Source organism: Pseudomonas lactis, from assembly GCF_001439845.1.
Taxonomy (GTDB): Bacteria; Pseudomonadota; Gammaproteobacteria; order Pseudomonadales; family Pseudomonadaceae; genus Aquipseudomonas; species Aquipseudomonas lactis.
Genome location: NZ_JYLO01000004.1, coordinates 182,011 through 207,163, shown reverse-complemented (window position 1 = coordinate 207,163; position 25,153 = coordinate 182,011). Strand labels below are relative to the sequence as shown.

The 25,153-nt window shown below is 58.9% G+C and carries 26 protein-coding genes and 1 pseudogene; 11 read left to right on the top strand and 16 right to left on the bottom strand.

Annotated elements, in window-relative coordinates:
* Positions 1–32: 32 nt before the first annotated feature.
* A complete protein-coding gene (locus TX24_RS07955; protein ID WP_034135315.1) occupies positions 33–2,630 on the top strand; it encodes a fimbria/pilus outer membrane usher protein in 2,598 nt (865 codons plus the stop codon).
* Complete coding sequence (locus TX24_RS07950; protein WP_057710086.1) at positions 2,627–3,751, top strand: fimbrial protein; 1,125 nt, start codon at positions 2,627–2,629, stop codon at positions 3,749–3,751. Before TX24_RS07955 ends, TX24_RS07950 begins: the two co-directional genes overlap by 4 nt.
* 68 nt (positions 3,752–3,819) lie before the next feature.
* Here TX24_RS07950 and TX24_RS07945 read toward each other — a convergent pair whose 3' ends face one another.
* Positions 3,820–4,002 (bottom strand): con-10 family general stress protein, encoded by a 183-nt coding sequence (locus TX24_RS07945; protein ID WP_003190457.1) that lies wholly within the window; start codon positions 4,000–4,002, stop codon positions 3,820–3,822.
* Between the two features lie 320 nt (positions 4,003–4,322).
* On the opposite strand from TX24_RS07945, the gene TX24_RS07940 reads away from it, so the two are divergent.
* From TX24_RS07940 to TX24_RS07930, 3 genes are all read left to right on the top strand, one after another.
* Positions 4,323–4,553: a hypothetical protein gene (locus tag TX24_RS07940; RefSeq protein ID WP_057710085.1), complete on the top strand. Its 231-nt coding sequence runs from the start codon at positions 4,323–4,325 to the stop codon at positions 4,551–4,553.
* Positions 4,554–4,718: 165 nt separating this feature from the next.
* Complete coding sequence (locus tag TX24_RS07935) at positions 4,719–5,603, top strand: manganese catalase family protein (protein WP_034135316.1); 885 nt, start codon at positions 4,719–4,721, stop codon at positions 5,601–5,603.
* Positions 5,604–5,714: 111 nt separating this feature from the next.
* Positions 5,715–7,310, top strand: coding sequence for a histidine kinase famiy protein (locus TX24_RS07930; RefSeq protein ID WP_169878772.1), 1,596 nt, complete (start codon positions 5,715–5,717; stop codon positions 7,308–7,310).
* A gap of 128 nt (positions 7,311–7,438) precedes the next feature.
* Here the strand turns inward: TX24_RS07930 and cyoE are convergent, their stop codons facing one another.
* From cyoE to cyoA, 5 genes are read right to left on the bottom strand one after another with little or no spacing between them, the layout of a single operon-like run.
* Entirely contained in the window at positions 7,439–8,278 is an 840-nt protein-coding gene (cyoE, locus tag TX24_RS07925; protein ID WP_244175836.1) for a heme o synthase, read from the bottom strand.
* Positions 8,279–8,292: 14 nt separating this feature from the next.
* Positions 8,293–8,631, bottom strand: a complete 339-nt coding sequence (gene cyoD / locus TX24_RS07920) for a cytochrome o ubiquinol oxidase subunit IV (RefSeq protein ID WP_019821483.1) — start codon at positions 8,629–8,631, stop codon at positions 8,293–8,295.
* Position 8,632: 1 nt separating this feature from the next.
* A complete protein-coding gene (cyoC, locus tag TX24_RS07915; protein WP_020303216.1) occupies positions 8,633–9,247 on the bottom strand; it encodes a cytochrome o ubiquinol oxidase subunit III in 615 nt (204 codons plus the stop codon).
* Positions 9,248–9,250: 3 nt separating this feature from the next.
* Entirely contained in the window at positions 9,251–11,224 is a 1,974-nt protein-coding gene (cyoB, locus tag TX24_RS07910; RefSeq protein WP_057710083.1) for a cytochrome o ubiquinol oxidase subunit I, read from the bottom strand.
* Between the two features lie 2 nt (positions 11,225–11,226).
* Entirely contained in the window at positions 11,227–12,150 is a 924-nt protein-coding gene (cyoA, locus tag TX24_RS07905; protein ID WP_057710082.1) for a ubiquinol oxidase subunit II, read from the bottom strand.
* A 397-nt stretch (positions 12,151–12,547) separates the two neighbouring features.
* On the opposite strand from cyoA, the gene TX24_RS07900 reads away from it, so the two are divergent.
* The gene (locus TX24_RS07900; protein WP_003190472.1) at positions 12,548–12,862 is read left to right on the top strand and encodes a hypothetical protein; all 315 of its coding nucleotides are present in this window, start codon (positions 12,548–12,550) and stop codon (positions 12,860–12,862) included.
* A gap of 778 nt (positions 12,863–13,640) precedes the next feature.
* The gene (locus TX24_RS30495) at positions 13,641–13,910 is read left to right on the top strand and encodes a DUF6555 family protein (RefSeq protein WP_082628773.1); all 270 of its coding nucleotides are present in this window, start codon (positions 13,641–13,643) and stop codon (positions 13,908–13,910) included.
* Positions 13,911–13,964: 54 nt separating this feature from the next.
* Here the strand turns inward: TX24_RS30495 and TX24_RS07895 are convergent, their stop codons facing one another.
* The 4 genes and pseudogenes from TX24_RS07895 to TX24_RS07880 all read right to left on the bottom strand — a co-directional run.
* Positions 13,965–14,252 carry a hypothetical protein gene (locus TX24_RS07895; protein WP_169855222.1) on the bottom strand — a complete coding sequence of 96 codons (288 nt, stop codon included), beginning with the start codon at positions 14,250–14,252 and terminating at the stop codon, positions 13,965–13,967.
* 147 nt (positions 14,253–14,399) lie between these two features.
* Positions 14,400–14,951, bottom strand: a complete 552-nt coding sequence (locus TX24_RS07890) for an ATP-dependent Clp protease proteolytic subunit (protein ID WP_034134978.1) — start codon at positions 14,949–14,951, stop codon at positions 14,400–14,402.
* Between the two features lie 53 nt (positions 14,952–15,004).
* Positions 15,005–15,355: a con-10 family general stress protein gene (locus TX24_RS07885; protein ID WP_057710081.1), complete on the bottom strand. Its 351-nt coding sequence runs from the start codon at positions 15,353–15,355 to the stop codon at positions 15,005–15,007.
* 328 nt (positions 15,356–15,683) lie between these two features.
* Positions 15,684–15,836, bottom strand: a pseudogene (locus TX24_RS07880) (con-10 family general stress protein); the annotation flags it as partial.
* A 441-nt stretch (positions 15,837–16,277) separates the two neighbouring features.
* On the opposite strand from TX24_RS07880, the gene TX24_RS07875 reads away from it, so the two are divergent.
* The gene (locus TX24_RS07875; RefSeq protein ID WP_057710079.1) at positions 16,278–17,813 is read left to right on the top strand and encodes a sensor domain-containing diguanylate cyclase; all 1,536 of its coding nucleotides are present in this window, start codon (positions 16,278–16,280) and stop codon (positions 17,811–17,813) included.
* Here TX24_RS07875 and TX24_RS32455 read toward each other — a convergent pair.
* Together TX24_RS32455 and TX24_RS07865 are read right to left on the bottom strand one after the other, a co-directional pair.
* A complete protein-coding gene (locus tag TX24_RS32455; protein WP_044272584.1) occupies positions 17,788–18,120 on the bottom strand; it encodes a hypothetical protein in 333 nt (110 codons plus the stop codon). The two genes, TX24_RS07875 and TX24_RS32455, sit on opposite strands and share 26 nt — an antisense overlap.
* 31 nt (positions 18,121–18,151) lie before the next feature.
* On the bottom strand, positions 18,152–18,607 hold the full coding sequence (locus tag TX24_RS07865) for a GNAT family N-acetyltransferase (protein WP_034134981.1): 456 nt from the start codon (positions 18,605–18,607) through the stop codon (positions 18,152–18,154).
* A 250-nt stretch (positions 18,608–18,857) separates the two neighbouring features.
* On the opposite strand from TX24_RS07865, the gene TX24_RS07860 reads away from it, so the two are divergent.
* Positions 18,858–19,697 carry a DNA/RNA non-specific endonuclease gene (locus TX24_RS07860; protein WP_057710078.1) on the top strand — a complete coding sequence of 280 codons (840 nt, stop codon included), beginning with the start codon at positions 18,858–18,860 and terminating at the stop codon, positions 19,695–19,697.
* A gap of 3 nt (positions 19,698–19,700) precedes the next feature.
* Here TX24_RS07860 and TX24_RS07855 read toward each other — a convergent pair whose 3' ends face one another.
* Positions 19,701–19,919, bottom strand: a complete 219-nt coding sequence (locus TX24_RS07855) for a hypothetical protein (RefSeq protein WP_003190486.1) — start codon at positions 19,917–19,919, stop codon at positions 19,701–19,703.
* Between the two features lie 235 nt (positions 19,920–20,154).
* On the opposite strand from TX24_RS07855, the gene TX24_RS07850 reads away from it, so the two are divergent.
* Positions 20,155–20,598: a DUF421 domain-containing protein gene (locus tag TX24_RS07850; RefSeq protein WP_034134983.1), complete on the top strand. Its 444-nt coding sequence runs from the start codon at positions 20,155–20,157 to the stop codon at positions 20,596–20,598.
* Between the two features lie 135 nt (positions 20,599–20,733).
* Positions 20,734–20,883 carry a hypothetical protein gene (locus TX24_RS32120; RefSeq protein ID WP_003190489.1) on the top strand — a complete coding sequence of 50 codons (150 nt, stop codon included), beginning with the start codon at positions 20,734–20,736 and terminating at the stop codon, positions 20,881–20,883.
* 137 nt (positions 20,884–21,020) lie between these two features.
* On the opposite strand, the gene TX24_RS07845 is transcribed toward TX24_RS32120, so the two are convergent.
* From TX24_RS07845 to TX24_RS07835, 3 genes are all read right to left on the bottom strand, one after another.
* Positions 21,021–22,892: a D-arabinono-1,4-lactone oxidase gene (locus tag TX24_RS07845; protein WP_057710077.1), complete on the bottom strand. Its 1,872-nt coding sequence runs from the start codon at positions 22,890–22,892 to the stop codon at positions 21,021–21,023.
* Positions 22,893–23,017: 125 nt separating this feature from the next.
* Entirely contained in the window at positions 23,018–23,344 is a 327-nt protein-coding gene (locus TX24_RS07840; RefSeq protein ID WP_003190491.1) for a hypothetical protein, read from the bottom strand.
* Between the two features lie 466 nt (positions 23,345–23,810).
* Positions 23,811–25,151: a c-type cytochrome gene (locus tag TX24_RS07835; RefSeq protein WP_057710076.1), complete on the bottom strand. Its 1,341-nt coding sequence runs from the start codon at positions 25,149–25,151 to the stop codon at positions 23,811–23,813.
* Positions 25,152–25,153 lie beyond the last annotated feature (2 nt).

The window sequence follows — 25,153 nt, the reverse complement described above, 5'->3', positions numbered from 1 at the left end:
CCATTCCTGACGTTTTTACCCGCGAGTCATCTATGTCGACCTTTTCTTGCTCCAGGCTTTTTCTGCGGGCGCGGCCTCGCTTCGCCTTGAATCCGCTCACTGCCCTGATCCTCAAGGCATTGGCCATTGCTCCAGGCGTGTGGAGCATGCAAGGCGCGTTGGCGCAAGAAGTGCAGTTCAATGACGCCTTCCTGCCCGAAGACTCGCGCAATCTTGACCTGAGTGCCTACCAGGCCGGCAACCCGGTGATGCCCGGTCAATACCGAGCCGACATCATCCTCAACGGGCAACTGAACAACCGGCAGGATATTCGCATTGACGCCCAGGCCGACGGCAGCAAGCCGGTGGTGTGTATGAACCGTGGCTTGCTTGAGCGCCAGGGTGTGCAAATGGCCAGCCTTACGCCCGAGGCCAGCACGATGCTCGACAGTCAGGCGTGCCCGGCAGTGTGGCAGGTAATCCCTGGCGCTACCGCGAACTTCTCCCCAGAGAACCAGGCGCTGGACCTGAGCATTCCCCAGGTGGCGCTCAAGCGTAATGCGCGGGGTTACGTCAGCCCGCAGTTGTGGGACCGTGGCGTGACGGCCGCCATGCTCAGCTACAACTTCAACGCCAATCGTAACCGCACCCGCAGTGGCAACTCCGATTCGGCGTTCATGGGCCTCAACGCGGGCCTGAACCTGGGGGACTGGCGCCTGCGCCACAACGCGTCCATGAGCTGGCAGTCACGTTTGGGCAGCCGGTATCAGGCTCTGGACACATACGCTCAGCGTGATATCACCGCGTTGAAAAGCCAACTGACGGTGGGTGAGTCCAACACCACCGGCGAGATCTTCGACACCTTGTCCTACCGTGGCGTGCAATTGTCCACTGACGACCGCATGCTGCCTGATTCGATGCGCGGGTATGCGCCGGTCATCCGGGGTATTGCCCGCACCAATGCGCGGGTAACCATTCGCCAGGCCGGCAATATCTTGCTGGAAACCACCGTGGCGCCCGGCGCGTTTGTGATCGATGACCTGTACTCCACCGGCTATGGTGGCGACCTCAGCGTGAGCGTGGCCGAAGCCGACGGTACTGAGCAGAACTTTATCGTGCCCTACGCCTCGGTCAGCCAGTTGCTACGCCCCGGCACCTCGCGGTTCAGCCTCACCGCGGGTGAAACCCGCAACAACTTCGTCGACGATCAGGCGCGCCTGCTGCAAGGGACTGTGCAGTACGGCTTGAACAATACCTTCACCGGTTTTGCCGGTCTGCAATCGAGCGATGACTACACGGCGGTGCTCACCGGCCTGGCGTTCGGCACACCCATCGGTGCGATGGCCGTGGACATCACGCACGCCCAGACCGACCTGGCCGGCGGCGCTGCCAAGGGCCAGAGCATGCGGGTGTCGTACAGCAAGAATGTGCTCAGTACCGGCAGTAACTTCTCGCTGGCGGCCTATCGGTTTTCCACTCAGGACTACCTGGATTTCAGCAACGCCATCCAACTGCTGGATGCCGAGAAAAATGGCTGGGATTCGAGCATGTTCGGTCGCCCGCGCAGTCGTTTTTCGGTGACCGCCGACCAGAACCTTGGGGCTTGGGGGCAAGTCTCTATCAGCGGTTACGCGCAAAACTACTGGAATCAGCCGGGCAGTGATGTGCAGTACCAGTTCAGCTACAGCAAGCAGTTCAACCGCGTCAGCTTCAGTGTGAATGCCAACCGCAGCCGCATGGGGCTGGGCGACATGGAGAACAGCTTTTTGCTGACCATGAGCATGCCCCTGGATTTCGGCGCGTCGGGTAACACTCCGCAAATAACCGCGCAGGTGGGCCGCGATACCCAAGGCAATTACAGTGAGCAGGCCGGTATCAGCGGCACCGCCGGCCAAGACCGTCAATATGGCTATAGCGCCAATTTCGGCCATGACGGCGCCAACCACAGCAAGAGCGCCGCGCTTAACGGTCAGTACACGGGTGGGCGAGCCATGCTCAGTGCGGCACTGGGGCGTGGCGATGGCTATACCAGTGCCTCGATGGGCGCCAGCGGCACCGTGGTGGCCCACGCCGAGGGTGTGACCATGACGCCGTACCGCGGCGAAACCATGGCGGTGGTCAGTGCGCCGGGTGCCGCGGGCGCCAAGGTTTCGGGATACCCCGGCCTCACGCTCGACAGTCGCGGCAATGCCGTGGTGCCGTACCTACGGCCTTATGAGCTGAACGAGGTGGCCATCGACCCGATTGGCAGTTCGCTGGATGTCGAACTCAACGAGACTAGCCAACAAGTCGCCCCACGCGCCGGTGCCGTGGTGCATCTTAAATACACCACTAATCAGGGCCGTGCGGTGCTGCTCAATGTGCGCCTGGACGATGGCAGCAGCTTGCCATTTGGCGCAGGCGTGACCGACGGCGAAGGCGCCTCGGTGGGAATGGTCGGGCAGGGCGGTCTGCTCTATGCCCGGATCAAGCCAGAAACCCGCCAGTTGTTGATCAACTGGGGCAGCAAGACCCATCAACAGTGTGCCCTGATGATTCCTCCCGGCCCCGGCGAGGGCCAGCAATTGCAGCAGGTGGACGCTATTTGCGCCGCCGGCAAACAGGTCGCGGGCAGCACGCCGCCCAACAACATGCAAAAGGTACCGTTATGAACATGGGCGCTTTGATCAAACCCAGCCTAGCGCTGGCGGCACTTTGGGCGATGGCCGATACGGCCATGGCAGTGACCTGTACATATAACAACGGTATCCAGGCCGCAGTGGGCAACATGCCATTGCAGGTCTCGGCGATTACCGTCGGACGTGATGTGCCGGTGGGCGCCGAAGTCTATCGACAGCGCTTCAGCATGGCCTTGGGCCAGGCACCCGAGCTGGACTGCCGGTTTGCTCCGTTTCAACAGTGGACCGAGTTGACGGTCGAGGCGACTTCTGGCTTAGCCAATTGGTCCAGCGGCCCCTATGCCAACAAGGTCTACAGAACCCGAATTCCAGGGCTGGGGGTGGTTATCAATAGTCTCGGCGGCGTGCTGCCCAGGCAAACCAACAAATCCTGGACTGCCTGCACATCGGGCTCTCGCTGCCTGATTCCGTTTGATGGACCTTCGAACTTCGAATTGATACTGATCAAACTAGGGGAAGTAACGCCAGGTGTATTGGCGGGCAGCTCATTGCCGGTCGTGAGCCTGTTTGGCAACTTCGGCGATGCCAGGATGCAGGGTTTCAGGATGGGCATCTCCGGCAGTATCCAGATTGTCTCGCGCACATGCAGTACGCCGGATGTTTCAGTGCCGATGGGGACGCACTTGACCAATAAGTTCACCGGGCTTAACAGCGCCACAGGGTGGACAGATTTTTCCATCAACTTGAATGATTGCCCGGCGTTCCATGGCACCTATTCCACCACCGGACCTGGCTGGCTTTCGCAAAGTGGTAATTCACCCAGCGGCGTTGGCTCCGGCGGAACCCTAGCGGGTAACACCCTGCAATTTCGCATCGACTCCTCGCGCCCGGCGATCAATGCCAGTACGGGCGTGCTGAGCATTGATCCCACAGGCACAGGTAATTCGCCTGCCGCAAGCGGAGTCGGCATCCAAGTAGCGACACTAGACAGTACCCCGGTACCCCTGGGGATGAATCGGGCCAGCGGTATTAACCCACTGTCCTTCGAGTCCAGCTACAACATCCGCTTGCGTGCCCGTTATCTGCAAACCGCCAACCGAGTCACGCCAGGCCCGGCCAATGCGTCGGCGACGTTTACGATTATTTATCAGTGATGAATATGTCACTTATGTTCTGTGCGTTTGGTTTGAAGGGGCAGCCAGGCTGCCCCTCCCACCGTTACTCAAGAACCCGACTTCCGACCGCCGCCATGGCTGTGCTGCCCACCTTTACGGCCGGCTTCCGAGGCTTTTTCACGGTCGTTGGCGAAGTTGCCGCCCGACGCCTGGCCGCCTTTTTTACCGGCTTCGGAGGCTTTTTCGCGATCATTGGCAAAGTTGCCCGGGTTTTTATTACCTGTAGTCATGATAGTTCTCCAATCGCTAAGTTAGCGTTTCGTTAGTTGGCCGTTTCGCAACGGACACTTATTCCGATATTGGCTGTTTGGGAAATGTTTTACCGATTTTTCTAACCGGCGACGAACGGTGATTTCGCTGAAAAAGTTATACAGGAACTTGGTTGATGCGCCGCTTCGTATAACTTTTATTGCCGGTCAGCGCTTCGGTATTAATAAGATCGAAACTGCCGGCTTAGTTTAGGGTCCTGCCATTCGTCTTTTTCGTCGCACTCCAAAAAAAGGCGTCGTTCCAACGAGGTTCCTAACCTGTGAACGGGAGCATTTCAGCCATGAAGCCCAACCCATCCAACCCACAGTACCGGCCGCTTGAGCAACCAGGCGCACCCAATGAAGACGGTTGCGTGATTGGCACTGCCGGGCGCGACGAAGACCCCAACGCGACCACCGATTGGGACCATCCCGACAGCGCCGCGACACCCGCTGACGCCAGCATCAAACCCGCCAGCGGTACGCCCGGCATCGACGTCGTGCCCGAGTCGGAAAACCACGGTGCCGATTGAGAGAGCTGCGCTACAAGCGCCGTTTCGCTTGGCCTGCAGCGTATTACCGCTGGTCGTGAGGCGCCGGTTTATTTTGAAATTTTCCATGCGCAGGCCACTTCCCATGCAAGGTAGGCGCGCATTCCAGCAGGGCGCCTTTTTCCGTAAGCCTGAGGAGATTTGTTCATGTTTCTACATAACAAGCGACTTCAATACACCGTGCGTGTCGCCGAGCCCAACCCGGGCCTGGCCAACCTTTTGCTCGAGCAGTTTGGCGGCGCTCAAGGTGAGTTGGCCGCCGCGTCCCGTTACTTCACCCAAGCCTTGGCGGAAGACGACCCGGGGCGCAAAGATTTGCTGATGGACATCGCCACCGAAGAACTCAGCCATCTGGAGATCGTCGGCTCCATCATCGTGATGCTCAACAAGGGCGCCAAGGGGCGGATGGCCGAAGGCGTGGAAGAGGAGGGCGAGTTGTATCGTGCCCTCAATGGCGCCGGCAATGACTCGCACATCACCAGCCTGCTGTACGGGGCGGGCTCGCCGCTGACCAACTCTGCCGGTGTGCCGTGGACTGCCGCCTACATTGACACCATCGGTGAACCCACCGCAGACATGCGTTCGAACATCGCCGCCGAAGCCCGGGCCAAAATCGTCTATGAGCGGCTGATGAACGTCACCGATGACCCGGGAGTAAAAGATGCGCTGGGGTTTTTGATGACGCGGGAAATCGCTCACCAGCTTTCATTCGAAAAAGCGCTGCATGCCATTCAACCGAATTTCCCCCAAGGCAAGTTGCCGGGCAAGCCGGAGTTCACGCAGGTGTACTTCAACATGTCCCAAGGTGCGGAAAACCTGCGCGGGCCCTGGAACCAGGGTGATGGTTGGGAGTTCGTGGAAAACCCACAACCGGCGGTCGATGGCGGTGACGGCACCGCCAGCGTGCAGTTGGACGCCGACGAGGAAGCGGTGCTGAGCGCGATGAAGATCCGCACGCTCTCGGACCCCACCAGCGACCCCACCACCGGCGCTGACCTGGGCAGGGGGCTGCAGCCAAAACCTGAGCCATGACCCAGGCTGTACGGTCGCGCGGCGCCCAATCACGGGCGCCGCGCCCTTTGATGGCACTGCGCAGCATTTTCACGGTCCATGGAACACATACCACGTATCTGGAGGTGAACCTTGGCGACAAAGAAGAAGCCTGTGGTCGAGGGTATGGAATTGGCGATGCTGTCTGCCAGCCGCAAAGACCTGTTCTTTGCGGCCATGCAAGCCAGCCACAGCGCAATGATCGTGACCGACCCCGCCGAGCCGGATAACCCGATCATCTTTGCCAACCAGGCGTTCCTGACCCTGACAGGCTTTGAACTGGACGAAGTGATCGGACGCAATTGCCGGTTCCTGCAGGGGCCCCAAACCGACAAAAACGCGCTGCACCAGGTGCAACGCGCAGTTGAGCGGCACCATGAGGCCTGTGTCGAGGTGCTCAATTACCGCAAGGACGGCTCGACCTTCTGGAACGAGCTGTTCATTTCGCCGTTGTTCAACGAACGTGGGCAACTGGTGTATTTTTTCGCCTCGCAGCTGGACGTGAGCCGGCGCCACGACGCTGAGCAGCGCGTGCGTCGCGCACAAGATTTGGAAGCGCTGGGGCAACTGACCGGTGGCATCGCCCATGACTTCAATAACCTGCTGCAAGTGATGATGGGCTATCTCGACTTGATCCAGCAGAGCGCCAAGCGCCCCGGCAGCGATCCGCAGCGCATCGTCAGCAGCGCCAGCCGTGCCAGGGCGGCGGCGGAAAAGGCGCAAACCCTGACTCAGCAGTTGCTGGCGTTTTCGCGCAAGCAACGGCTCGACAGCCGGGTGATCAACTTGAACAGCTTGCTCGGCCGCCCGGACTTCATGGCCCGTGCGCTGCGGGGCGTCGCGTTGCAGGTGGAGCTTGCCGACGAGCTGTGGAATTGCCGCATCGACCCGGTCCAGGCGGAGCTGGCGGTGCAGCATCTGTTGTCGAACGCCCAAGACGCTTTGCACGGGCGTGCTGATCCGTCGGTCACCGTCAAGACCTGCAACGTCCAAGTGCCCGGCGATATCGATGCCGAGCGTGAGGGGTTGGCGGAGGGCTGTTACGTGAGCATTTCGGTCTCGGATAACGGCAACGGCATCGACGCAGGTATTCAGGACAAAGTCATGCAGCCGTTCTTCACCACCAAGGAAGAAGGCCAGGGCTCGGGCCTGGGGTTGTCGATGGTGTACGGCTTCGTCAAGCAATCGGGCGGCACAGCGCGGATTCATTCAGACCCGGGCATCGGTACGACGATACGCTTGTACTTTCCGGCCGATGACAGCCAGCTGTGGGTCGAGCAGGCACCTGAGGCGACCTCACCCCAAGGTAACGAGCGAATCCTGATTGTAGAGGACCGGCCCGAGGTGGCCGAGTTGGCGCAGGTCATTCTGTCTGACTACGGTTACCACACAGACATCGCCCTCAATGCCGCCGAGGCATTGGGCATGCTCAGGCAGGCGACGTATGACCTGGTGTTCAGTGACTTGATCATGCCCGGCGCAATGAATGGCGCGGCACTGGCGCGGGAGGTGTCGCGCTTGTACCCGCACATCAGGATCTTGCTGACCACCGGCTATGCGAAAGACGCGTTGGCCCGCGCGGACATAGAGGTGCATGAGTTCGAGTTGATTCCCAAGCCGTATCAGCCTGCTGACTTGCCCCGCAAAATCCGTGCGGTGCTTGATGCCAGACAGCCGACGACGATATGACCTTCTGTAGGAGCGAGCTTGCTCGCGAAAAACTCACAGGCGCCGCGTTTATGCAGGCAACCCGCGTTATCGTTGACGTTTTTCGCGAGCAAGCTCGCTCCTACAGGGGGAGGGCGCTGCCCGCAGAGCTACCTCAGTACTGCCAACGCCAGGTTAAGCGCCAGCACCAGCACTATCGAAAACCCGAATATCCTGCGCGCCCAGGCGGTCGGGTCAGTCAGTCGTGTGCTGTTGGCCGCCAGGGTGAGCCAATACCCCCCAAGCCCGAGCATCACCACAAAATACAACGCCGCCATCTGCGCCACCGCGCCCAGCATCAGAGCGCTTGCGAGGAAGGCCAGCATGTACGCCAGTATCTGCCGGTGGGCTTGGGCCAGGCTCAACAGCGGCAGGCCTGCGGCGCGGAAATCCTCGCGGCGCATCACGGTGATCGCGTGTGAATGCGGCATCTGCCAACAACAGAACACCACGATCAGCAGCAACGCCGTGAGGTCAAACCGCCCGGTGACCGCGCAATAGCCGATCACCGGCGGCATCGCCCCAGAGACGCTGCCGATCAAGGTGGCCCAGTGGGAACGCCGCTTGAGCCAGTAGGTGTAGACCCCCGCATAGATCACCAGCCCGACCATGGCCAGCATGCACGCCAACGCATTGCTGCCGGCCCACAGCAAGCCAAAACCGCAGGCGCCCAGGACGATCCCATAGCCTGCGGCAGTGGACACCCTGATGGTGCGCAGTGCCAGCGGACGGTGACAGGTGCGCACCATGCGCCGGTCGATGTCGCGGTCAATGCAGTTGTTGATGACACAACCGCACCCGATCACCAGAGCCGTGCCGAGCAGGGTCGCGAGCCCGTGCGTCACCGAGGCCACATGCCCGCTGGCGGCGAGCAGGTAACCGCCCAGCACCGAGGCCAGGTTGCCGACAATAATGCCCGGCTTGGTGAGCTCGATAGCGGTATTGAACAACCCCCGCCAGTGTTTCAGTGCGCCAGCATGTTGTGATGAATACTGTCCATGATCCATAACGAAAGCCCCACCAACAGAAGAATGATGACCGCCGAGAAAATCAGCGCAATCAGGTTCCAGCGTTGTTCTTCGGCCGTGTCCAGGTGCAGGAAGAACTTGAGGTGGACCACGATTTGTATCGCGCCCAACGCCACCACCAGCCAGGCGGTGAAGGTGCGCGGCAGTGACGGGAACATCACCAGGCCGAACGGGATCAGGGTGAGCAGGACCGACACCAGGAACCCGACCAGGTAGGAGCGGCTGCTGCCATGGCTCGTACCGGCACTGCTGTGAAGCGAGCTTTGCTTGTACATGTCACACCACCCCCAACAGATAGACCACGGTAAAGACGCAGATCCATACCACGTCCAAAAAGTGCCAGAACAGGCTCAGGCAACTGAGCCGGGTGGCGTTGGTGCTGGTCAGGCCGCGTTGCTTGACCTGGACCATCAGCACCGCCATCCAGATCAGCCCAGTCAACACGTGCGCGCCGTGGGTGCCGACGAGGGTGAAGAAGGCCGTCAGGAAGGCACTGCGGTCCGGCCCGTAGCCTTCTGCGATCAAGTGGTGGAATTCGTTGATCTCCATGGCGATAAAGCCCGCGCCCAGCACGAACGTGAGCCCCAGCCAGCGCAACACATCGCGTTGTTTGCCGTGGTTCATGGCGAGCATGGCGTAGCCGTAGGTGATACTGCTCAACAGCAGCAGCATGGTTTCGGCCAGCACATAGGGCAGTTCGAAAATGTCCATGCTCGACGGCCCGCCCGCCACGCTGTCGCGCAACACGGCGTAGCCGGCAAACAAGGTCGCGAACAGGATGCAGTCGGTCATCAGGTAGATCCAGAACCCGAACAGGCTCAGGGAACCGGCGTCTTCATGCCCTTGTTCGTGGGTGTGAGCGATGTCTTTTTCCATAACGATATTGGACATGGGTCAAGCCTCTGCCAGGTCTTTGAGACGTGCCGTTTCGATGCGCGCGACTTCCTGCGCGGGCACGAAGTAATCGGTGTCTTCGTCGTAGCTGCGCACCACGAACGCCACCACCGAGGCCACCAGGCCGAACGCCGCCATCCACCAGATGTGCCACACCAGCGCAAAGCTGCAGACCAGCGCAAACAGGCTGATGACCAGGCCCGACGCGGTATTGCGCGGCATGTGGATGCTGCGATAGTCGGTGTGGCTGAGGGTGCTGACGCCGCGCTCCTTCATGCCCCAGTACGCGTCCAGGTCATTGACCTTGGGCTGCTCGGCGAAGTTGTACAGCGGCGGCGGAGACGCAGTGGCCCATTCCAGGGTGCGCCCGTCCCATGGGTCGCCGGTGCGGTCGCGGTATTGATGACGGTTGCGGATGCTCACCAACAGCTGCAGGGCCTGCGTCGCCACACCGCAGAGGATGATTGCCACCCCCACCAACTCCAGCAGCAGCCAGGGCCGCCATTCGGGGTTGTCGAAATGATTGAGACGGCGCGTCATGCCCATGAAACCCAGCACGTAGGAGGGCATGAACGCGAAATAAAAGCCCACCAGCCAGCACCAGAAAGCGATGCGCCCCAGCTTGTCGTTCAAGCGGAAACCGAACGCCTTGGGGAACCAATACGTCAGGCCGGCCATATAGCCGAACACCGCACCGCCGATGATCACGTTGTGAAAGTGCGCGATCAGAAACAGGCTGTTGTGCAGCAGGAAGTCGGCCCCCGGCACCGCCAGCAGCACCCCGGTCATGCCGCCGATGCTGAAGGTCACGATAAAGCCCAGGGTCCATAGCATGGGCGTTTCGAAACGCACGCGGCCGCGGTACATGGTGAACAACCAGGTGAAGATTTTCACCCCGGTCGGCACCGCGATGATCATCGTCATGATGCCGAAGAACGCGTTGACGTTGCCCCCCGCGCCCATGGTGAAAAAGTGATGCAGCCACACGATGAACGACAACACGGTGATCGCGATGGTCGCCCACACCAGCGACACGTAGCCGAACAACCGCTTGCTGCTGAAGGTGGCTGCGATCTCGGAAAACACCCCGAACGCCGGCAGGATCAAGATGTACACCTCAGGATGCCCCCAGGCCCAGATGAGGTTCACATACATCATTGGGTTGCCGCCGGCCTCGTTGGTGAAGAAATGCATGCCCAGGTAACGGTCCAGGGTCAGCATCAGCAGGGTGGCGGTGAGGATCGGGAAGGCCGCCAGAATCAGCACCGAGGTGCACAGCGCGTTCCAGGTGAACACCGGCATCTTGAACAGCGTCATGCCTTCGGTGCGCATCTTCAGGATGGTGACGAAGAAATTCACCCCCGTGAGCAGCGTGCCGATGCCGGATATCTGCAATGACCAGATGTAGTAATCCACGCCGACGCCGGGGCTGTAGCCCAGCTCGGATAACGGCGGATACGCGACCCAGCCGGTGCGCGCGAACTCACCCACCCCCAGCGAAATGTTCACCAGCGCCGCACCCACCACAAACAGCCAGAAACTCAGGGCGTTGAGAAACGGATAAGCCACATCGCGAGCGCCGATTTGCAACGGCACGACGATGTTCATCAAGCCGACGACGAAGGGCATGGCCATGAAGAAGATCATGATCACGCCGTGGGCGGTGAAGATCTGGTCGTAATGTTCCGGCGGCAGGTAACCCGGCCCGCCGCTGGCGGCCATGGCTTGCTGGGTGCGCATCATGATCGCATCGGAGAACCCGCGCAGCAGCATCACCAGCGCGACGATGATGTACATGCAACCGATCTTCTTGTGGTCTACCGAGGTGAACCACTCGCGCCACAAATAGCCCCACTTGCGTTTCCAGGTGATCGCGCCCACCAGCGCCACCCCGATCAGGCCGACGACGGCCAGGGTGTACATCACAATGGGTTCAGTGGTTGGGATCGCGTCCCACGACAGTTTTCCGAACATGGTTACCGCTCCTCAGCCAGCAGACTTGGGTGTTGATCGGTGCGTTGTGCAGCGTCGCTCAATGGCGAGCGCTGGGGTTTATTGGCCTTGTTCATGCCTTCGTATTTGTCGACGATGTCCAGGAACAGGCGCTCCTGTACCGCCGAGTAATAGGTCACGGGGTGCTTGAGGGTGGGCTTGGCCAATTGCGCGTAAGTGCTGTGGTCCAGAGGCGTGGCCGCGCCCTTGACCTTTGTCACCCAGCTTTGGAAGTCGGCAGCGCTCAGCGACAGCGTGGTGAAATGCATGTCGGAAAAACCGGGGCCGTTGTAGTTGGCGGCGATCCCTCTGAACTCACCGGTCTCGTTGGCGATCAGGTGCAGCTTGGTCTGCATGCCGGCCATGGCGTAGATCTGCCCGCCGAGTGCGGGAATAAAGAACGAGGTCATGGCCGCGTCGGAGGTGACGGTGAAACTCACTGGCGTGTGCACCGGCAGGGCCAGCTCGTTGACGCTGGCGATGCCCAGGTCAGGGTAGATAAACAGCCACTTCCAGTCGGTGGCCACCACCTGCACATTGATGGGCGGGGTGTCTGATTCCAGCGGGCGATAGGGATCGAGTGCGTGGGTGGTCTCCCAGGTCACCCATCCCAGGACGATGATGATCAGCAGGGGAACGCCCCACACCACCGCCTCGATTTTGTGCGAGCTGGCCCAGCGGGGGGAGTAGCGGGCTTTTTTATTGGTGGCGCGGTAGCGGTAGGCGAAGACAAACATCATCACAATCACCGGAACGACCACCAGCAGCATCAGGCCGGTGGCGAGAATGATCAGGTCGCGCTCATCGGTTGCTACTTGCCCCTTGGGGTTGAATACCACCAGGTTGCAACTGGTGAGTAAGAAGAGGCTGGTAATAGTGACCAGGCAATAACCCATCGCTCGTTTCATGCCTTGCTCCTGTGTTGGAAACTTGCGTTTTGCTGCGCCGAATCAGTGCTCAAGCGTTAACTAAGCGAAGCGCTTGTTAACCTCAGACGCCGCCAGGTGTTAAACACTCGGCAATAAGGTGCCGTCAGTAGACAAAGTGCTTCTACTGCTCGGTTCTATTAGCTTTTGCTGCCGCTCTGCAGGGCGCATTTCGCCGCGCTCCCGAACATTTTGAATAGAGCCCGGTGGGTTGGTTTAACAATTTGTTTCCTCGCCTGACGAACGGTTTAACAGGCGAAACGGTAAAGGGTTTTTATCGGTGCATGATGGAATTGGCCTTGGAAAAAGTCTGAATTCGGGTTAAGAAGTTCAGTCGTTAGTTGATGGCCAACCCCACTAACGGTTTTGGAGAAGCGCTATGTTTATACGTGGCAAAACCTATGAAGCCTGGGCCGCCAAGGCACTCGACGAAGAGTGCTTTACCCAGGAGGTTGAAAACGGCTGCCATATCGAAGTCAGGGCTCGGGAGCGGAAAGATGGCGATATCGAAGTGCTGCTGTGCGTCTACACCGCGACGGGGCAATGCGTGGTTGAACGTACCAAGCAATTGTCGGGCGCCGAATGGACGGTGCGGGACGCGCTCAAACGCGGCATTGATCAGGCGGAACGGATTGCCGGTGGTGAGTCCGGCCGACTGCCCTGTGCGGACGCTCACTTGCACGACGACGATTGAGTGGCGCGGCCGACAGTCGGGACCTACCTGAGGCCCTGCGCTGCAACTGTGAGCGGGCTTGCTCGCGAAGGCGGCCTTACAGCCGACGCCTAACTAACTGACGCCCGCAATTTAATGTGGGAGCTGGCTTGCCTGCGATGGCGGCCTAACAGTCAACACAGTTGGTTTGTGTACATATCCATTGCTGTGGTTACGGCCACTTAGGGGGCCGCCCTGACGGCGGGTCACTTTGGAAAAGCCCCAAAGCAACCAAAGGGCTCTTGCCCACCACTCGGCACCTCGCTCACGCTCGGTATGCCCGAACACAGGCTTGAATCCGTGGGCCGCCGCCACGCGCCATCCATGGCGCGGGGCGGCTAACCCGGCGTCCTGCCGGGTTACCCACGAATTCAAGCCTGCGTTCGGCCAGCGTGGTTTAACGGGGCGCTTAAGATCAAGATCACAAGCAGATCAAGAGCAAGATCACGAGCGGCTCGCTTCGCATCGTGGTTACCGTCGGTCGCTACGTCACGGGAGCAAGCTCCCTCGCCACAGGGTGTAGCGCCGCCGCAAATAAAAAAGCCCGCACGGAGTGCGGGCAAGACAGGAGTTTTTTACCAAGAGCCTGGAGTGAACAGACTCACTACTAAGAAACAAAAGACGCATGAGCGGTTTTATTTTTTTAATGCGAGGCCGACGAACGGTAGTGCGACGGCAAGTGTGTGATCGTCGTCATTCAAACATTAAAAATTCTGAACCTTCGTTCTGAGCAAATAACAAAAAATCAGAAGGAGAGGTTATGAAAAATTCTTTATATGTCATCGAATACGAATACCACCACGAGCCTAAGTCTTTCATTATAAGAGCGGAGGTGATGAATAACGCAGAAGCCTGGCATTGGGCCTGTTGCGATGCAGGCATTGGCATTATTCCCAGGTCGCGTAATGAAAAGATCAAACGCATCAGCAAACCGCTGGCCGAGCGCTACGGTCTTGAGAATGTAAGATGGCGTCCGTCTGGGAGTATCCCGTTTATTGCAAAACCCTATGTACCACCGTCCCCCGAATGAATGGGTTTTTAATGGATGATGTGCATTAGGGGGCGGCAGGAACGAGGCAAGTGTTTACTGTTTTTTGCGTCGCTCCTGCAATATGCACAATTTTTGCACGCTGCGTTGCAGCGCCTCTTTCATGATGTCGGCTGCATACTGTTGCCTGCACGCCGGGCACAGCATGTCTGACGCTGGCGACATCAGGTAGTCCGGGTCATCCAGCGTTGATTCATAAGGCTGTTTGCAGTGCAGGCAACCTCGGTTCGCTTGTAGATGCGTCACATCGATTCCTCCCTGAATGAAACGGCCACTCTCAATTAAGAAGTGGACGTTTTCAACTGCTAAAAAGGAAGAATTCAAACAAGCGCTTAGTTGATGTTCTATTGCCAGTATTTTGTGGTGATAGTTACGTAGTTGCGGGCGCGTGCGCCCGCTCGGTTCGTGGGGTCAGGTTTTTGCCGTTCTGCTGCGTACTTTTCGTGTTGTGCAGTTTTTGCCTGATAAGCCCTAGGAATGAATGAAGCTGCTCACGAATTCCGCCTTGACCACGGGAAGTTCGATCCCATGGATCAAGCCGGCGGTGAGCGCTTGTTGCGGGTCGAGAATGCGTGGCGCGGCGATCAGGTATTTTTCGGTCTCCAGTTTTTCGACGGCATCGGCGGTGCGCTCGGCGACGATGCGTGCGTACAACTGCAAGTCATAGTCGAGGCTCATTGCGTATTCAGACATGCGCGAGTGGTCAACCGCGCCTTGCACATGCCAATGAAAGGGGTGGAACAGGAATTTGCTGTGTTTGCAGGCGGTCCTGCGCTCACCGGCCAGGAAGATGATATTGCCCATGGATTCCACGGTGCCGAGGTTATGGGTATGCACCGGGATCGGCAGGGACAATAAAAAGTTGTACATCGTAAAGCCGTAGCTGCATTCGCCGCCCATGGTGGCGATATTCAGTACCAGGCCTTGGGCACCTTGCTGCACGGCTAATGAGGCTTTTTCGATCAGTTGGCTGCACGTGGAGGCGGTGACCGGTGCGGTGAAGTTGATAATGTGTAAAGGCATGGTGTCCCTCATCAATGAAAGCAGGGGAGCATTGCTCCCCTGCATCAAGCACATCAGCTTTTGCGCCCGCCGCCGTGGCTGTGTTCGCCACCTTTACGCCCGGCTTCGGAAGCTTTTTCGCGGTCGTTGGCGAAATTGCCGCCACTGTTCTGGCCACCTTTGCTGCCCGCTTCGGCGGCGCGTTCGGGGTCATTCTTGAAATTGCCGCCGCTGTTCTGGCCGCCTTTGCTGCCGGCTTCAGCGGCGCGTTCGGGATCGTTCTTGAAGTTCCCGCCACTGTTTTGGCCACCTTTGCTGCCGATCTCCTGGTAGAACTCTTTGTCATGGGACGCAGAAGTGGCTTCGCCGCCTTTTTTCCCGGCTTCGCTGACGCTCATTTGGCCTTGCTTGTCTTGATTAGTCATGTTCAGTTACCTCGTCGTTATGTCGGTAATGTAACGTTCACTTCGATTGTGCTGGAAACGTGCACTTGGTCGCGTGCATCAAGCTGCACGGTTATAAGTGCCTTTCACACAAGGGTGGCGTTTTAGATGCACTTATCGTGGCTTCGGCTTGTTCAACAAGTTGCTGATGTTCGTAACACGCAGACGTATTAGAACGCAGGCCAGTCCTTGCTTTAGTTTGCACTTCTACAATCGGCCTGCGAGCTGGCTCGCCGCGCTGATTATCAATGGACGCACGCATGATCAATGCCCTTTGTTAACGAACGGAACAGCGGTACTGCCCGTGTGGTCAGGACTTACGTCCACCACCATGACTGTTCTGGCCGCCTTTACGCCCGGCTTCCGCGGCTTTCTCGCGGTCGTTGGCGAAGTTGCCGCCAGAGGCCTGTCCACCTTTCTTGCCCGCCTGTGATGCTTTTTCGCGATCGTTGGCAAAGTTTCCAGGGTTTTTATTGCTCGTCGTCATAACAATACTCCCAGTTTTGAAATGTCGTTTCGCTAGTTGCCCGTTTATGCAACGGACATCTTTTCTGATAAGGGCAGGTGCGCAGATGTTTTGAAATTTTTTTAAAAGGGCGATGAACGGTAGAGGGGCAGATGGAACTTGTACAAGTAGGCTCGCAAAGTGCCGCTTCGTATAAGTTTTGCTGCGTCGATTGATATTGAATTAATAGCGACCTGAACGGTTGGTTTAGCATTCAATACGCTGCTTGGTAGTGGTCATTAAAGCCGCTGGTTCCTCTGGCCGGCGCTCAGCCCCACACTCTGTTGCTGCAGCCCGCACAGACTGCTTGTATGCTGGCACTCTGGAACCGGTTGCCCCTGTGAGTACCGACGTTCGAATGATGGCTGGATGGAAACCGGACTTCCTTAAGGTGCTGACGTGAAGCGTGATACCCGTCTTGTGATGCTCTTGCTGTTGGTGATCGGCTGTTCCCTGACTTCGCTGACGATTTGGAAAGTCCTGTCTTCCCGCGACCGTGCGCTGGCGGAAGTGGACGTGCATGGCTTGAACCTGACCCAGGCCCTTAACACCTATACCGAAGGCATCGTGCGGCAAAGCTCGTTGCTGTTGCTGGGGTTGGTGGAGCGCCTGGAAACCGAAGGCAGTGGCCCGGTGCAAATCCAGCGCATCAGTACGCTGATCAACCGACAGCAGCCGCTGATGCCGCAGCTCAGCGGCATCACCATTTATGATCATCAGGGCCGGTGGCTGCTGTCTTCCAATCGCGCGATCCCGGAGGGCGCCAATAGCAGTGATCGGGCCTATTTCATCCACCATCGCGACGATCCGAGCGCTGAACCTTTTATTGGCCCGCCGATTCAGAGCCGTTCCAACCATGAATGGGTGGTGACCATCAGCCGCCGTTTCAACGACGCGGCGGGCAACTTCGCTGGCGTGGTCGCTGTGACCCTGGGGGTGGAAAACTTTCTGCGGGTATTCGGCAAACTCGATGTAGGCCAGGAGGGCGCCATCGGCCTGTCCTACGCCGACGGCACGTTGCTGGTGCGTTACCCCTTCCGCGAGCAGGACATGGGCCGCAACTTTTCCTCCTCGCCTATTTATTCCAAGTACTTGGTCGACCAACCGGTGGGCACTGCGGCCTATACCTCCAGCCTGGACGGGGTAGAGCGGCTCTATGCCTTTCGCAAAAGCGAAACCCTGCCGCTGATCACCACCGTCGCGTTGGGCAAGCACGAAGCCCTCGCGGCGTGGCGTATCGAGGCGGCACTGTCAGCGGTCGTGGTGGCGGGGCTGCTGGGGCTGACGGGACTGATCGGCTGGTTTCTGATCCTGGATATCCGCAGGCGTACGGCGGCGGAAGAGGCGTTGCGTGTCGCCCAGCAACAGTTGCTCGACTCCAATCGGCAGTTGGCACTCTTGGCGAAGAAGGACGCGCTGACCGGCCTGGCCAACCGTCGCTGTTTTGATGAGACGCTGGCCGTGGAAGCGCGCCGGGCGCAGCGCGAGGGTACGTCGCTGGCATTGCTGATGCTCGATATCGACCATTTCAAACGCTTTAACGATGCCTTTGGTCACGTCGCGGGAGATGCGTGCTTGCAAGCGGTCAGCACGTTATTGGAAACCTGCGTGCGGCGCCCGTCGGACCTGGTGGCGCGCTATGGCGGAGAAGAAATGGCGATCATCCTGCCCGCGACTGACAACGCAGGGGCTGCGGTGGTCGCGCAACGCATCCTTACGCGCCTGCAGCAGGAGAACATCACTCATCCAGGCAGCCCCTTCGGGCACGTGAGTGTGAGTATCGGTATCGCGACGGGCACGGGTTCACGGCTGGAGCCGGTGTTGGGTCTGGTGGAGGCTGCGGACACAGCGCTTTACGGCGCGAAGGCAGCGGGGCGCAATGGGTTCAACGTGCATCCCGCGGACCGACTCACATCCCCAGCGTCGGGATCATGAGTTCCCCGCACTCCATCAGTTGGCCAGCGGTGACTTGCAACTGCGGGGTGGGTTTTGCCGCATAGCCTGCGATAAAGCCCGCACTTAGCAGTGCAAGGCAGAGGACGGCTTTTTTCACAAGCATGCGCAGGGTCTCGATCGGTTCAAAAGGGTGAACCACAGATTGCCCATTCAAGAAAAGGTTCCTGCCCGCGCAGAAGGCTTTCTGCTTTCTACTTCCTGTAGGAGCGAGCTTGCTCGCGAAAAACCTCAACGATAACGCGTGCTCCCTGAAGAAGTGCGGCGCCTGGGCGTTTTTCGCGAGCAAGCTCGCTCCTACAAAAGGCATTGCCTGAAGGTCAGCGGATGAACTTGACGTACACACGTTCAGGGTCGTTATCGTCCAGATTTTCGATCTGCCCGCTGGGGATGAAGCCGGCTTTCGTCAGCAGGGCGTGGGACGCGCCGTTGGAGGCATTGGTCGACGCGAACAGCTTGGGCGTCTTGCAGGCTGCTTCGGCCGCTGACAGCAGACGAAGGGCGACGCCTTGGCGCTGGTACAGCGGTGAAACCACCACCAGCGCAATAAACCCATGGTTGAAAAAGTCGTGGGTGAGCACCAGGTAGCCGGCGCACACGTTAGCGTCGGCGGCTACCAAGCATTGCTGGCGAACCACGGCGTCATAGATAAACACACGACGGCTGGCATGCTCGGTTGCGTAGGCATCCAGTGCGACCAATGCATGCACATCGTCGGGGGTGGCTTGGCGGATCAGCCAGTGTGGGGCAGCGGGAGGAAGAAGGTATTCAGCCATGGTCGTGGAGCATCCTCTGTTTGAACATTTGCCCCCACGTGCTTGATGACAGTCCCTTGTGCATTGATGAGGCGATGCTATCGCCCGCTATAGCACAGTTACAGGGTGCGAAGGGGTTACGTTTGTTGGCCTGGTTGCGGTCGTTGTTTAGAAATGTTTATGTGTTCCAATGGTTATCTCGACTTGCGCAGGAAGCGCATCGGCCGAGGCCATTCAGTCTTTTAACAGATACATCCCAAGGAGTAACACCATGCAAGGAAGCACATCGTTCAAGTACCTGGCGTTTTTGTTGATCCCGTTGATGGCCGCCTGTACCACACCCTCGCGCCAGTCCGCCGTCCTCCCTGCGCCAGCCTTGCCGTTCGATAACTGCGCGGTTGGTTGCCCCACCGGTGGCAGCCCAGTGACGTTGAACCGCCAGGCCTACACGTTGAACAACAACGGCTCGACCAAGTTTGCCAATTGGGTCTCCTACAAAATCACCAAAGCCACGGCGGCCAGCGGGCGATCCCGTGACTGGCGCACCGACCCGGATATTCCAGCCGGGGAAACCCTGGACCCGGTGGATTACAACGGCGCCAACGTCGCGCTCAAAATCGACCGGGGGCATCAGGCCAACCTGGCTTCGATGGCCGGTGTGGCCGATTGGCAAACGCTCAACTACTTGTCGAACATCACCCCGCAAAAGGCCGAGCTCAACCAGGGGCCGTGGGCGCGCCTGGAAGACCAGGAGCGCAACCTCAGCAAGGAGCCAGGCGTCGATCAGGTGTATGTGGCTACCGGCCCGTTGTATGAGCATTTTGTCGGCTCGTTGCCGGGCACGAATAAAGTGCACACCATCCCCAGCGGCTACTGGAAAATCATCGTGGTCGGCAGTTCGCCGGAAACGGGCCTGTACGCCTCGTTCGTGATGAACCAGGAAACTGCCAAGGGCGCAGACTTCTGTGATTACCAGGTCACCGTGGATCACATCGAAGAGCGCTCCGGGCTGACGTTCTGGAGCACCTTGCCGCAAGCGCTGCAGGCCACGCTGAAAACCAGGCAGGGCCAGTTGCCGAATCGGATCGGCTGTAACCGCACCAAAGCCTGACGCCTAGTCGGCACACACCAATGAGGGCCTGCGGCTGCTGTTCTTGCCCAGGCGCTCATGCGTGGCGACGTCTGTGGCCTGTTCACGCAGTGCTTCTTCCAGTGCTTGCAAATGCTTGGACAGGATCTTCACCGACCCGCTCGGGTTGGCGGGGTCAAAGGGGATCCGGCCATTGGCAATCAGCACCATGGCCAATTCCCAGGCGCGTTGTGAGTCGTTCATGACAGGGGTTTCCTTCTTCAACGTGGTCGATATAGACGTGTGACCCGCTTCAAGCGCCCCTATATCAATTGGGTTTCTGCCGAAATTTCGATCACTTCAACGCTTCAGTTGCGCTGGAACCATCATCTTTTTAGATGGTGGCCGGGGCGAGTCGAAAGAATGAACCTGAGCGGCGCGGTGGTCACCTAATCCGTATGAATCGGTCGTTTCCCATTCACTGTTGCGAGGGTCAACCATGGACTCTGTACTGCGGGCTATGGCGATTTACCTGGTACTGCTGGTGCTGTTCAAGGTTGCCGGCAGGCGCACGCTGGCTGAACTCACCACCTTTGACCTGGTGCTGTTGATGGTCATCGGCGAGGCCACCCAACAGGCGTTGCTGGGCGAAGACTTCTCGATGACCAATGCTGTGCTGGTCATCGCCACCCTGATTGCCATCGATATCGGATTCTCGCTGGTCAAGCAGCGTTCAGCCTGGTTCGCGCGGGTGCTCGATGGCGGGCCGACGGTGCTGGTCGAGCAAGGCCAGGTGCTGCATAAACGCCTCAAGCATGCGCGCCTGGACGAGGGCGACATCCTTGAGGCGGCCCGGTCCACCCAAGGGCTTGTAGAGCTCAAGCAGATCCGCTTCGCGATTCTTGAGCGCAACGGCAAGATCTCGGTGATCCCGTTTGAATAACACGCGGCCCCCATTCGTCAGCCAAGGGGCTATTTTTTGAACGCCAGCGCCTCTATTCCAGACAGATAGATCATGGGCGGACGAATCGTACTTTCGTCACGCGTACATCACTCACTCATCAACAGGTGAACCCTCATGAAGAAACTCTATATGTGCCTGGGTCTATGCAGCGCGTTCATGCTACACGGCTGTTTTGACAACGCCGATAACGCCACCAAAGACAACAACAGTGGCACCCAGTCGTCAGTGCAGATGCAGGAAGGCAAGGCGGACGAGAGCAAATAAGCCGTCCAAACAGCCGACGCTTAACTCAAGGGTACTCATCGCCCGAATGTGGGGGCTGGCTTGCCTGCGATGCAAACACCTCGGTACATCAGACAAACCGAGTCGATGAATTCACAGGCAAGCGCACAACACCCCTGCTACGGCATGTCTCCCAGCAGCGTCGCGACAAAGTGGTTGTGGAATCGACCCGCTGGATCACAGGCCTTGCGAAAGGCGTTGAAGGCCGCAGTTCTCTCGCTGCGGCGCTGTGCAAGGTCCTTCAGGAATTCCGGGTTGAACGGCTCAGAGTAAGTTCCCGAGGGTTGAGCCGGGTTGTAAAAACCGAACATTTTGCCGGTGTGCGGCATGCCACCCAGGGCAACCCAGTCTCGTTCAATATCCGCAAAAAAGTGCAGGAGGCGATCCGGGTAGTCAGACGCCGCCACAGCGGGTACGTAACCGATAAGATCCAGGTTCACGAAGGTAGCGTCTGGGGTTTGCGTGTACGTCCCGGCCAACGCTGTGTCCCCACCACGGACGAAGCGGAACTCCAGCGGGGCAACCACCAGGAAGTCGCTGGTACTCTTGATCCGTGCCTTTACGGCGTCGAGTCCTTGCCAGGCTTTACTGAGGCCTTCGTCATCCAGAGCCGGGAGCTCGATAAAGTACGACATGAAAATAACACGTGAGGCCTTGGTTAGCCACAAGTCTGAGTAGACCGCCGCGGCTTGATCAAAAAGCGTTTCGATCGTAAGGAACCCAGCGTCGATGATTGCACTCGCCGTTGTCGTGTTATTGCCATACTGGGCGGCGATGAGGGGCGGCTCGATGATGGGCTCAAACGGTATCAGGTAGGGTGCTCCGAATACATTCTCTCCCGCCAGGGCACAGGCATTCGGTACGCTTGTCTTCAGGTTGGGAACCTGGGTCGCAGGGGAAGCAACCACATCCCACCACAAGATCAGGAAATTGTCGGTGTAGGGATTGAGAAAGGATTCGACGCGGTCATGGTCCGTAAGCAGCGCCTTGAACCGGGCGATGAAGGTTGGCTCGTCAGCGCAGACAACGTTGGTGTCTTTGCCTGCATTCAACGTGGTTGCCCATGGGCGGGGCAATACATCCAGAGTCACTGAAGTGACAACGCCCAACGCACCGAGGGAGACGCGTGCAAATTGCAAGGGCGACCATCCGTCGACTGCTGGCGTCTGTGCGTCAATGGTCCGCACCTGGCCGTCCGGCCCCATGAGGGTGAACGCCGAAGCGGTTTCGGCAAAAATCGGTGCGCGGATGGTTGCGCCGTGGACATCGACAGCGGTCATGCCCCCCAGGCTGAAGAAGCCGCCGGCGGTCGCGGTCTTGAGCATCAGGTCATGGGCGGTCAGGAAGGCATCCAACTCATCCTCGCGCACACCCGTGTTCACGGTGATCGTATGTGGGGCGGTGCCCAGCACAATAGACTCATCCCCGTTCGGGCCCAAGTCTGCGTAACAGGCGAGGTCGATGAGCCAGCGGTGGGGGGCTGGGGCGATGCGATTGTCTTCGGCAACCAAGGCCGGTTGCGCGTGCCGTTGGCCCGATACGCGTACTGTCGCGCCTGCCGCGCCGGCCTGGCGCACGATGTCTTGAAGCGCTGCCAGATGGGTTGGGGAGAAGTAGTATTGACCATCGATTTCCAGGGTGTCGACGATGTTCTGAGCCCAGTTTTTCCACGGTAGCGGCTGAACCTTGAAATTCAAGGTTGTTCCCGTGACTTCATAGGCGGCCAGCCTGCCGTTATTGGCCGACTGAACTAAAGGTTCTCCTTGATTTTGGATGCCTGCGACGGCGGACACATAAGGCGTGACGCCAATTGCATCCGCGGGAATGCCGAGCAATGCAAGTGAAGGACTGACCCTGTACACACCATTTTCGAAGTTGCCACTGTTCCAATCGCAGGTATGCCATTGGCCGGCCGAATCAAGCCACTGAATCGAAAAGTTCATGACAAAAATGCCGTTGTTAAGGCAACCAATGCGTTCGACTTGTTTCATGTTGGTGTCCTGTTACGTGGTGTTTAACGTCAGGTGAGTTGAGAGTAAAAAAGAAAGCCGGCGCCAACTTCCAACGGCAAGTCACGAAAAGTGGGGGCCGGATACCCCGTGGTAAAGAACTTGATTTATTCGATCAAGTTAATCGCAAAGCCGATGAGGGTTGTTCCTACCGCATCGTAGGTCGCGATCTGGCCGTTTGCGGCAAACCCCACAAACGGCGTGCCTTGGCCTGATGACCCGGCCAGTGCATGCCCATACACCGTGACGGCCAGCGCGTCTGAAGGCACGCCGATGGTTTCCAGATTCGGTGTGGTCCGAGACTGCGCCACCGGATAGTCACCGCTACTCCATTGGGACGTGTACCACTTACCGTCGCTCTTGAGCCATTGGACCTTGAAGTTAAACACGTAACCGCCTTTGTTATTGACGGTGATTTTTTGAACTTGTCTCATGGTTATCTCCTGCTGAAGCAATAATTTTATATGAGCACGCCTGCGCCCTTTTGCGTGGCGATAAGACGTGTTTATTAAGGGCGTGAATTGCACTGCTTAGAGGCAATGGGAGACGCAGAAATCAAATAGGTCGCCTCGCTCCCTATTTACTGATTACTGTCAAGTGAGTGAGCCTGTTTTCGCGCACTGACCTACAACAACGAGTAGCTTGGATAATCCATTTATAACGTTCGATAACGTGGGCAGTTGGATCATATTTAGCGGGGGGTAGCCTCCGTGGCTGCTGGGTGATTCCTTTCTGATACTGAGGGGAGGTTAGTCGCGGTACCGATTGCTCGCCAGTGGGGCAGAAAACTATTTGGCTATATGCTCCATTTCGGAAATACCAGTCGTTTCGCTGCCTGTGCTCAGAGGCAGTGCACCCCTTGGGCCTATCAACGGCCACAAGCGCTGCACCGCCTGGTCCTCAGCGCATATGCAAAATAATCGGGCTACTGCTCGCAGGGTCCGTATGCCCGCGCAACTTGCTAACGGCCTTCGCATCGACCGCGCCGCCGTGGTTGCCCCAGGTACCACGCACGTAGCTCAACACGTCGGCGATTTCCTGGTCGGACAATTGCTCACGAAATGCTGGCATGCGGTAGGCGTCCGGCATCCCGGCGGTGACCACACGTTGCGAGCCGTTGAGGGTGATGTTGATCGCCGAAGCATTTTCCGTGGCCAGGGCCGAGGTGGCGCCTGCCAGGGGTGGCATCCAGTCGGGTTGGCCTTTGCCGTCGAGGCCATGGCAGGAGGCGCAGCGGGTGGCGTACGTGTGGGCGCCGGGGGCATCCGAGCGCGCCGTGACTGCCTGATACTGCCAGGGGCTGCCGTCACGCTGTGGGTCGCCGGGCAGTGACTTCAGATAGCGAGCGATCGCGGCCAGGTCATCATCCTGCATGAACTGCGTGGAGTTGTTGAAGGCCTCGGTCATGGAGCCGTAGACCACGGCATGCTGGTTGCGACCGGTCTTGAGGAACTGCACGATCTGTTCCTCACTCCAGCGGCCCAGGCCGGTGTTGTGGTCCTGGCGCAGGCTGGGGGCGTACCAGCCGTCGAGCAGGGCACCGGCCAGGAATGGCGCGCCGGATTCGTCCAGGGCTTTCTCGTTGAACGCTAGCCCGCGTGGCGTGTGGCAACTGCCGCAGTGGCCAGGGCCTTGCACGATATACGCGCCACGGTTCCACAGCGCGTCCTGGCCGGGCTTGGCGGCGTAGGTCGCGGTGGGCGCAAACACACCGTTCCACAGGGCGATGGGCCAACGCAGGTTGAGCGGCCAGGGAATGTCGCTGGGCAGGTTAGGTTCGTTGGCCGGTTGCACGCCTTTCATGAAGAACGCGTACAGCGCCTGTATGTCGTCATCGCTGAGTTTGACGTAAGACGGGTAGGGCATGGCCGGGTAGAGCCGTCGCCCACCCGGCGCCACGCCGTGGCGTACCGCGCGGTCGAAGTCGGCCAGGCTATAGGTGCCGATGCCATGCTCGCGCTCGGGGGTGATGTTGGTGGCGTGGATCGCTCCCAGCGGCGTAGCCATTTCCAGGCCGCCGGCGAAGGGCGTCTTGCCTGGCAGGCTGTGGCAGGCCACGCAGTCACTTACGCGGGCGACGTATTCACCGCGGCTGACCAAGGCGGGGTCGAAACTTGTGCTTTGCTGTTGTTCAAAAGGCGAGGCGGGCTGGCGTGTGACGTACCAGGCCAGCACGCCAGCGGCGACCACGCAGGGCAGCACCAGCCACCCTGCGGTTCTTGCGAATCGGCGGTTATTCATGG

Excerpts from the sequence above, each read along its gene's own strand:
- TX24_RS07955 (WP_034135315.1), top strand. The coding sequence starts at position 33 with ATGTCGACCTTTTCTTGCTCCAGGCTTTTTCTGCGGGCGCGGCCTCGC.
- TX24_RS07950 (WP_057710086.1), top strand. The coding sequence starts at position 2,627 with ATGAACATGGGCGCTTTGATCAAACCCAGCCTAGCGCTGGCGGCACTT.
- TX24_RS07945 (WP_003190457.1), bottom strand. The coding sequence starts at position 4,002 with ATGACTACAGGTAATAAAAACCCGGGCAACTTTGCCAATGATCGCGAA.
- TX24_RS07940 (WP_057710085.1), top strand. The coding sequence starts at position 4,323 with ATGAAGCCCAACCCATCCAACCCACAGTACCGGCCGCTTGAGCAACCA.
- TX24_RS07935 (WP_034135316.1), top strand. The coding sequence starts at position 4,719 with ATGTTTCTACATAACAAGCGACTTCAATACACCGTGCGTGTCGCCGAG.
- cyoD (WP_019821483.1), bottom strand. The coding sequence starts at position 8,631 with ATGTACAAGCAAAGCTCGCTTCACAGCAGTGCCGGTACGAGCCATGGC.
- cyoC (WP_020303216.1), bottom strand. The coding sequence starts at position 9,247 with ATGTCCAATATCGTTATGGAAAAAGACATCGCTCACACCCACGAACAA.
- cyoB (WP_057710083.1), bottom strand. The coding sequence starts at position 11,224 with ATGTTCGGAAAACTGTCGTGGGACGCGATCCCAACCACTGAACCCATT.
- cyoA (WP_057710082.1), bottom strand. The coding sequence starts at position 12,150 with ATGAAACGAGCGATGGGTTATTGCCTGGTCACTATTACCAGCCTCTTC.
- TX24_RS07900 (WP_003190472.1), top strand. The coding sequence starts at position 12,548 with ATGTTTATACGTGGCAAAACCTATGAAGCCTGGGCCGCCAAGGCACTC.
- TX24_RS30495 (WP_082628773.1), top strand. The coding sequence starts at position 13,641 with ATGAAAAATTCTTTATATGTCATCGAATACGAATACCACCACGAGCCT.
- TX24_RS07890 (WP_034134978.1), bottom strand. The coding sequence starts at position 14,951 with ATGCCTTTACACATTATCAACTTCACCGCACCGGTCACCGCCTCCACG.
- TX24_RS07885 (WP_057710081.1), bottom strand. The coding sequence starts at position 15,355 with ATGACTAATCAAGACAAGCAAGGCCAAATGAGCGTCAGCGAAGCCGGG.
- TX24_RS07865 (WP_034134981.1), bottom strand. The coding sequence starts at position 18,607 with ATGGCTGAATACCTTCTTCCTCCCGCTGCCCCACACTGGCTGATCCGC.
- TX24_RS07860 (WP_057710078.1), top strand. The coding sequence starts at position 18,858 with ATGCAAGGAAGCACATCGTTCAAGTACCTGGCGTTTTTGTTGATCCCG.
- TX24_RS07855 (WP_003190486.1), bottom strand. The coding sequence starts at position 19,919 with ATGAACGACTCACAACGCGCCTGGGAATTGGCCATGGTGCTGATTGCC.
- TX24_RS07850 (WP_034134983.1), top strand. The coding sequence starts at position 20,155 with ATGGACTCTGTACTGCGGGCTATGGCGATTTACCTGGTACTGCTGGTG.
- TX24_RS32120 (WP_003190489.1), top strand. The coding sequence starts at position 20,734 with ATGAAGAAACTCTATATGTGCCTGGGTCTATGCAGCGCGTTCATGCTA.
- TX24_RS07845 (WP_057710077.1), bottom strand. The coding sequence starts at position 22,892 with ATGAAACAAGTCGAACGCATTGGTTGCCTTAACAACGGCATTTTTGTC.
- TX24_RS07840 (WP_003190491.1), bottom strand. The coding sequence starts at position 23,344 with ATGAGACAAGTTCAAAAAATCACCGTCAATAACAAAGGCGGTTACGTG.
- TX24_RS07835 (WP_057710076.1), bottom strand. The coding sequence starts at position 25,151 with ATGAATAACCGCCGATTCGCAAGAACCGCAGGGTGGCTGGTGCTGCCC.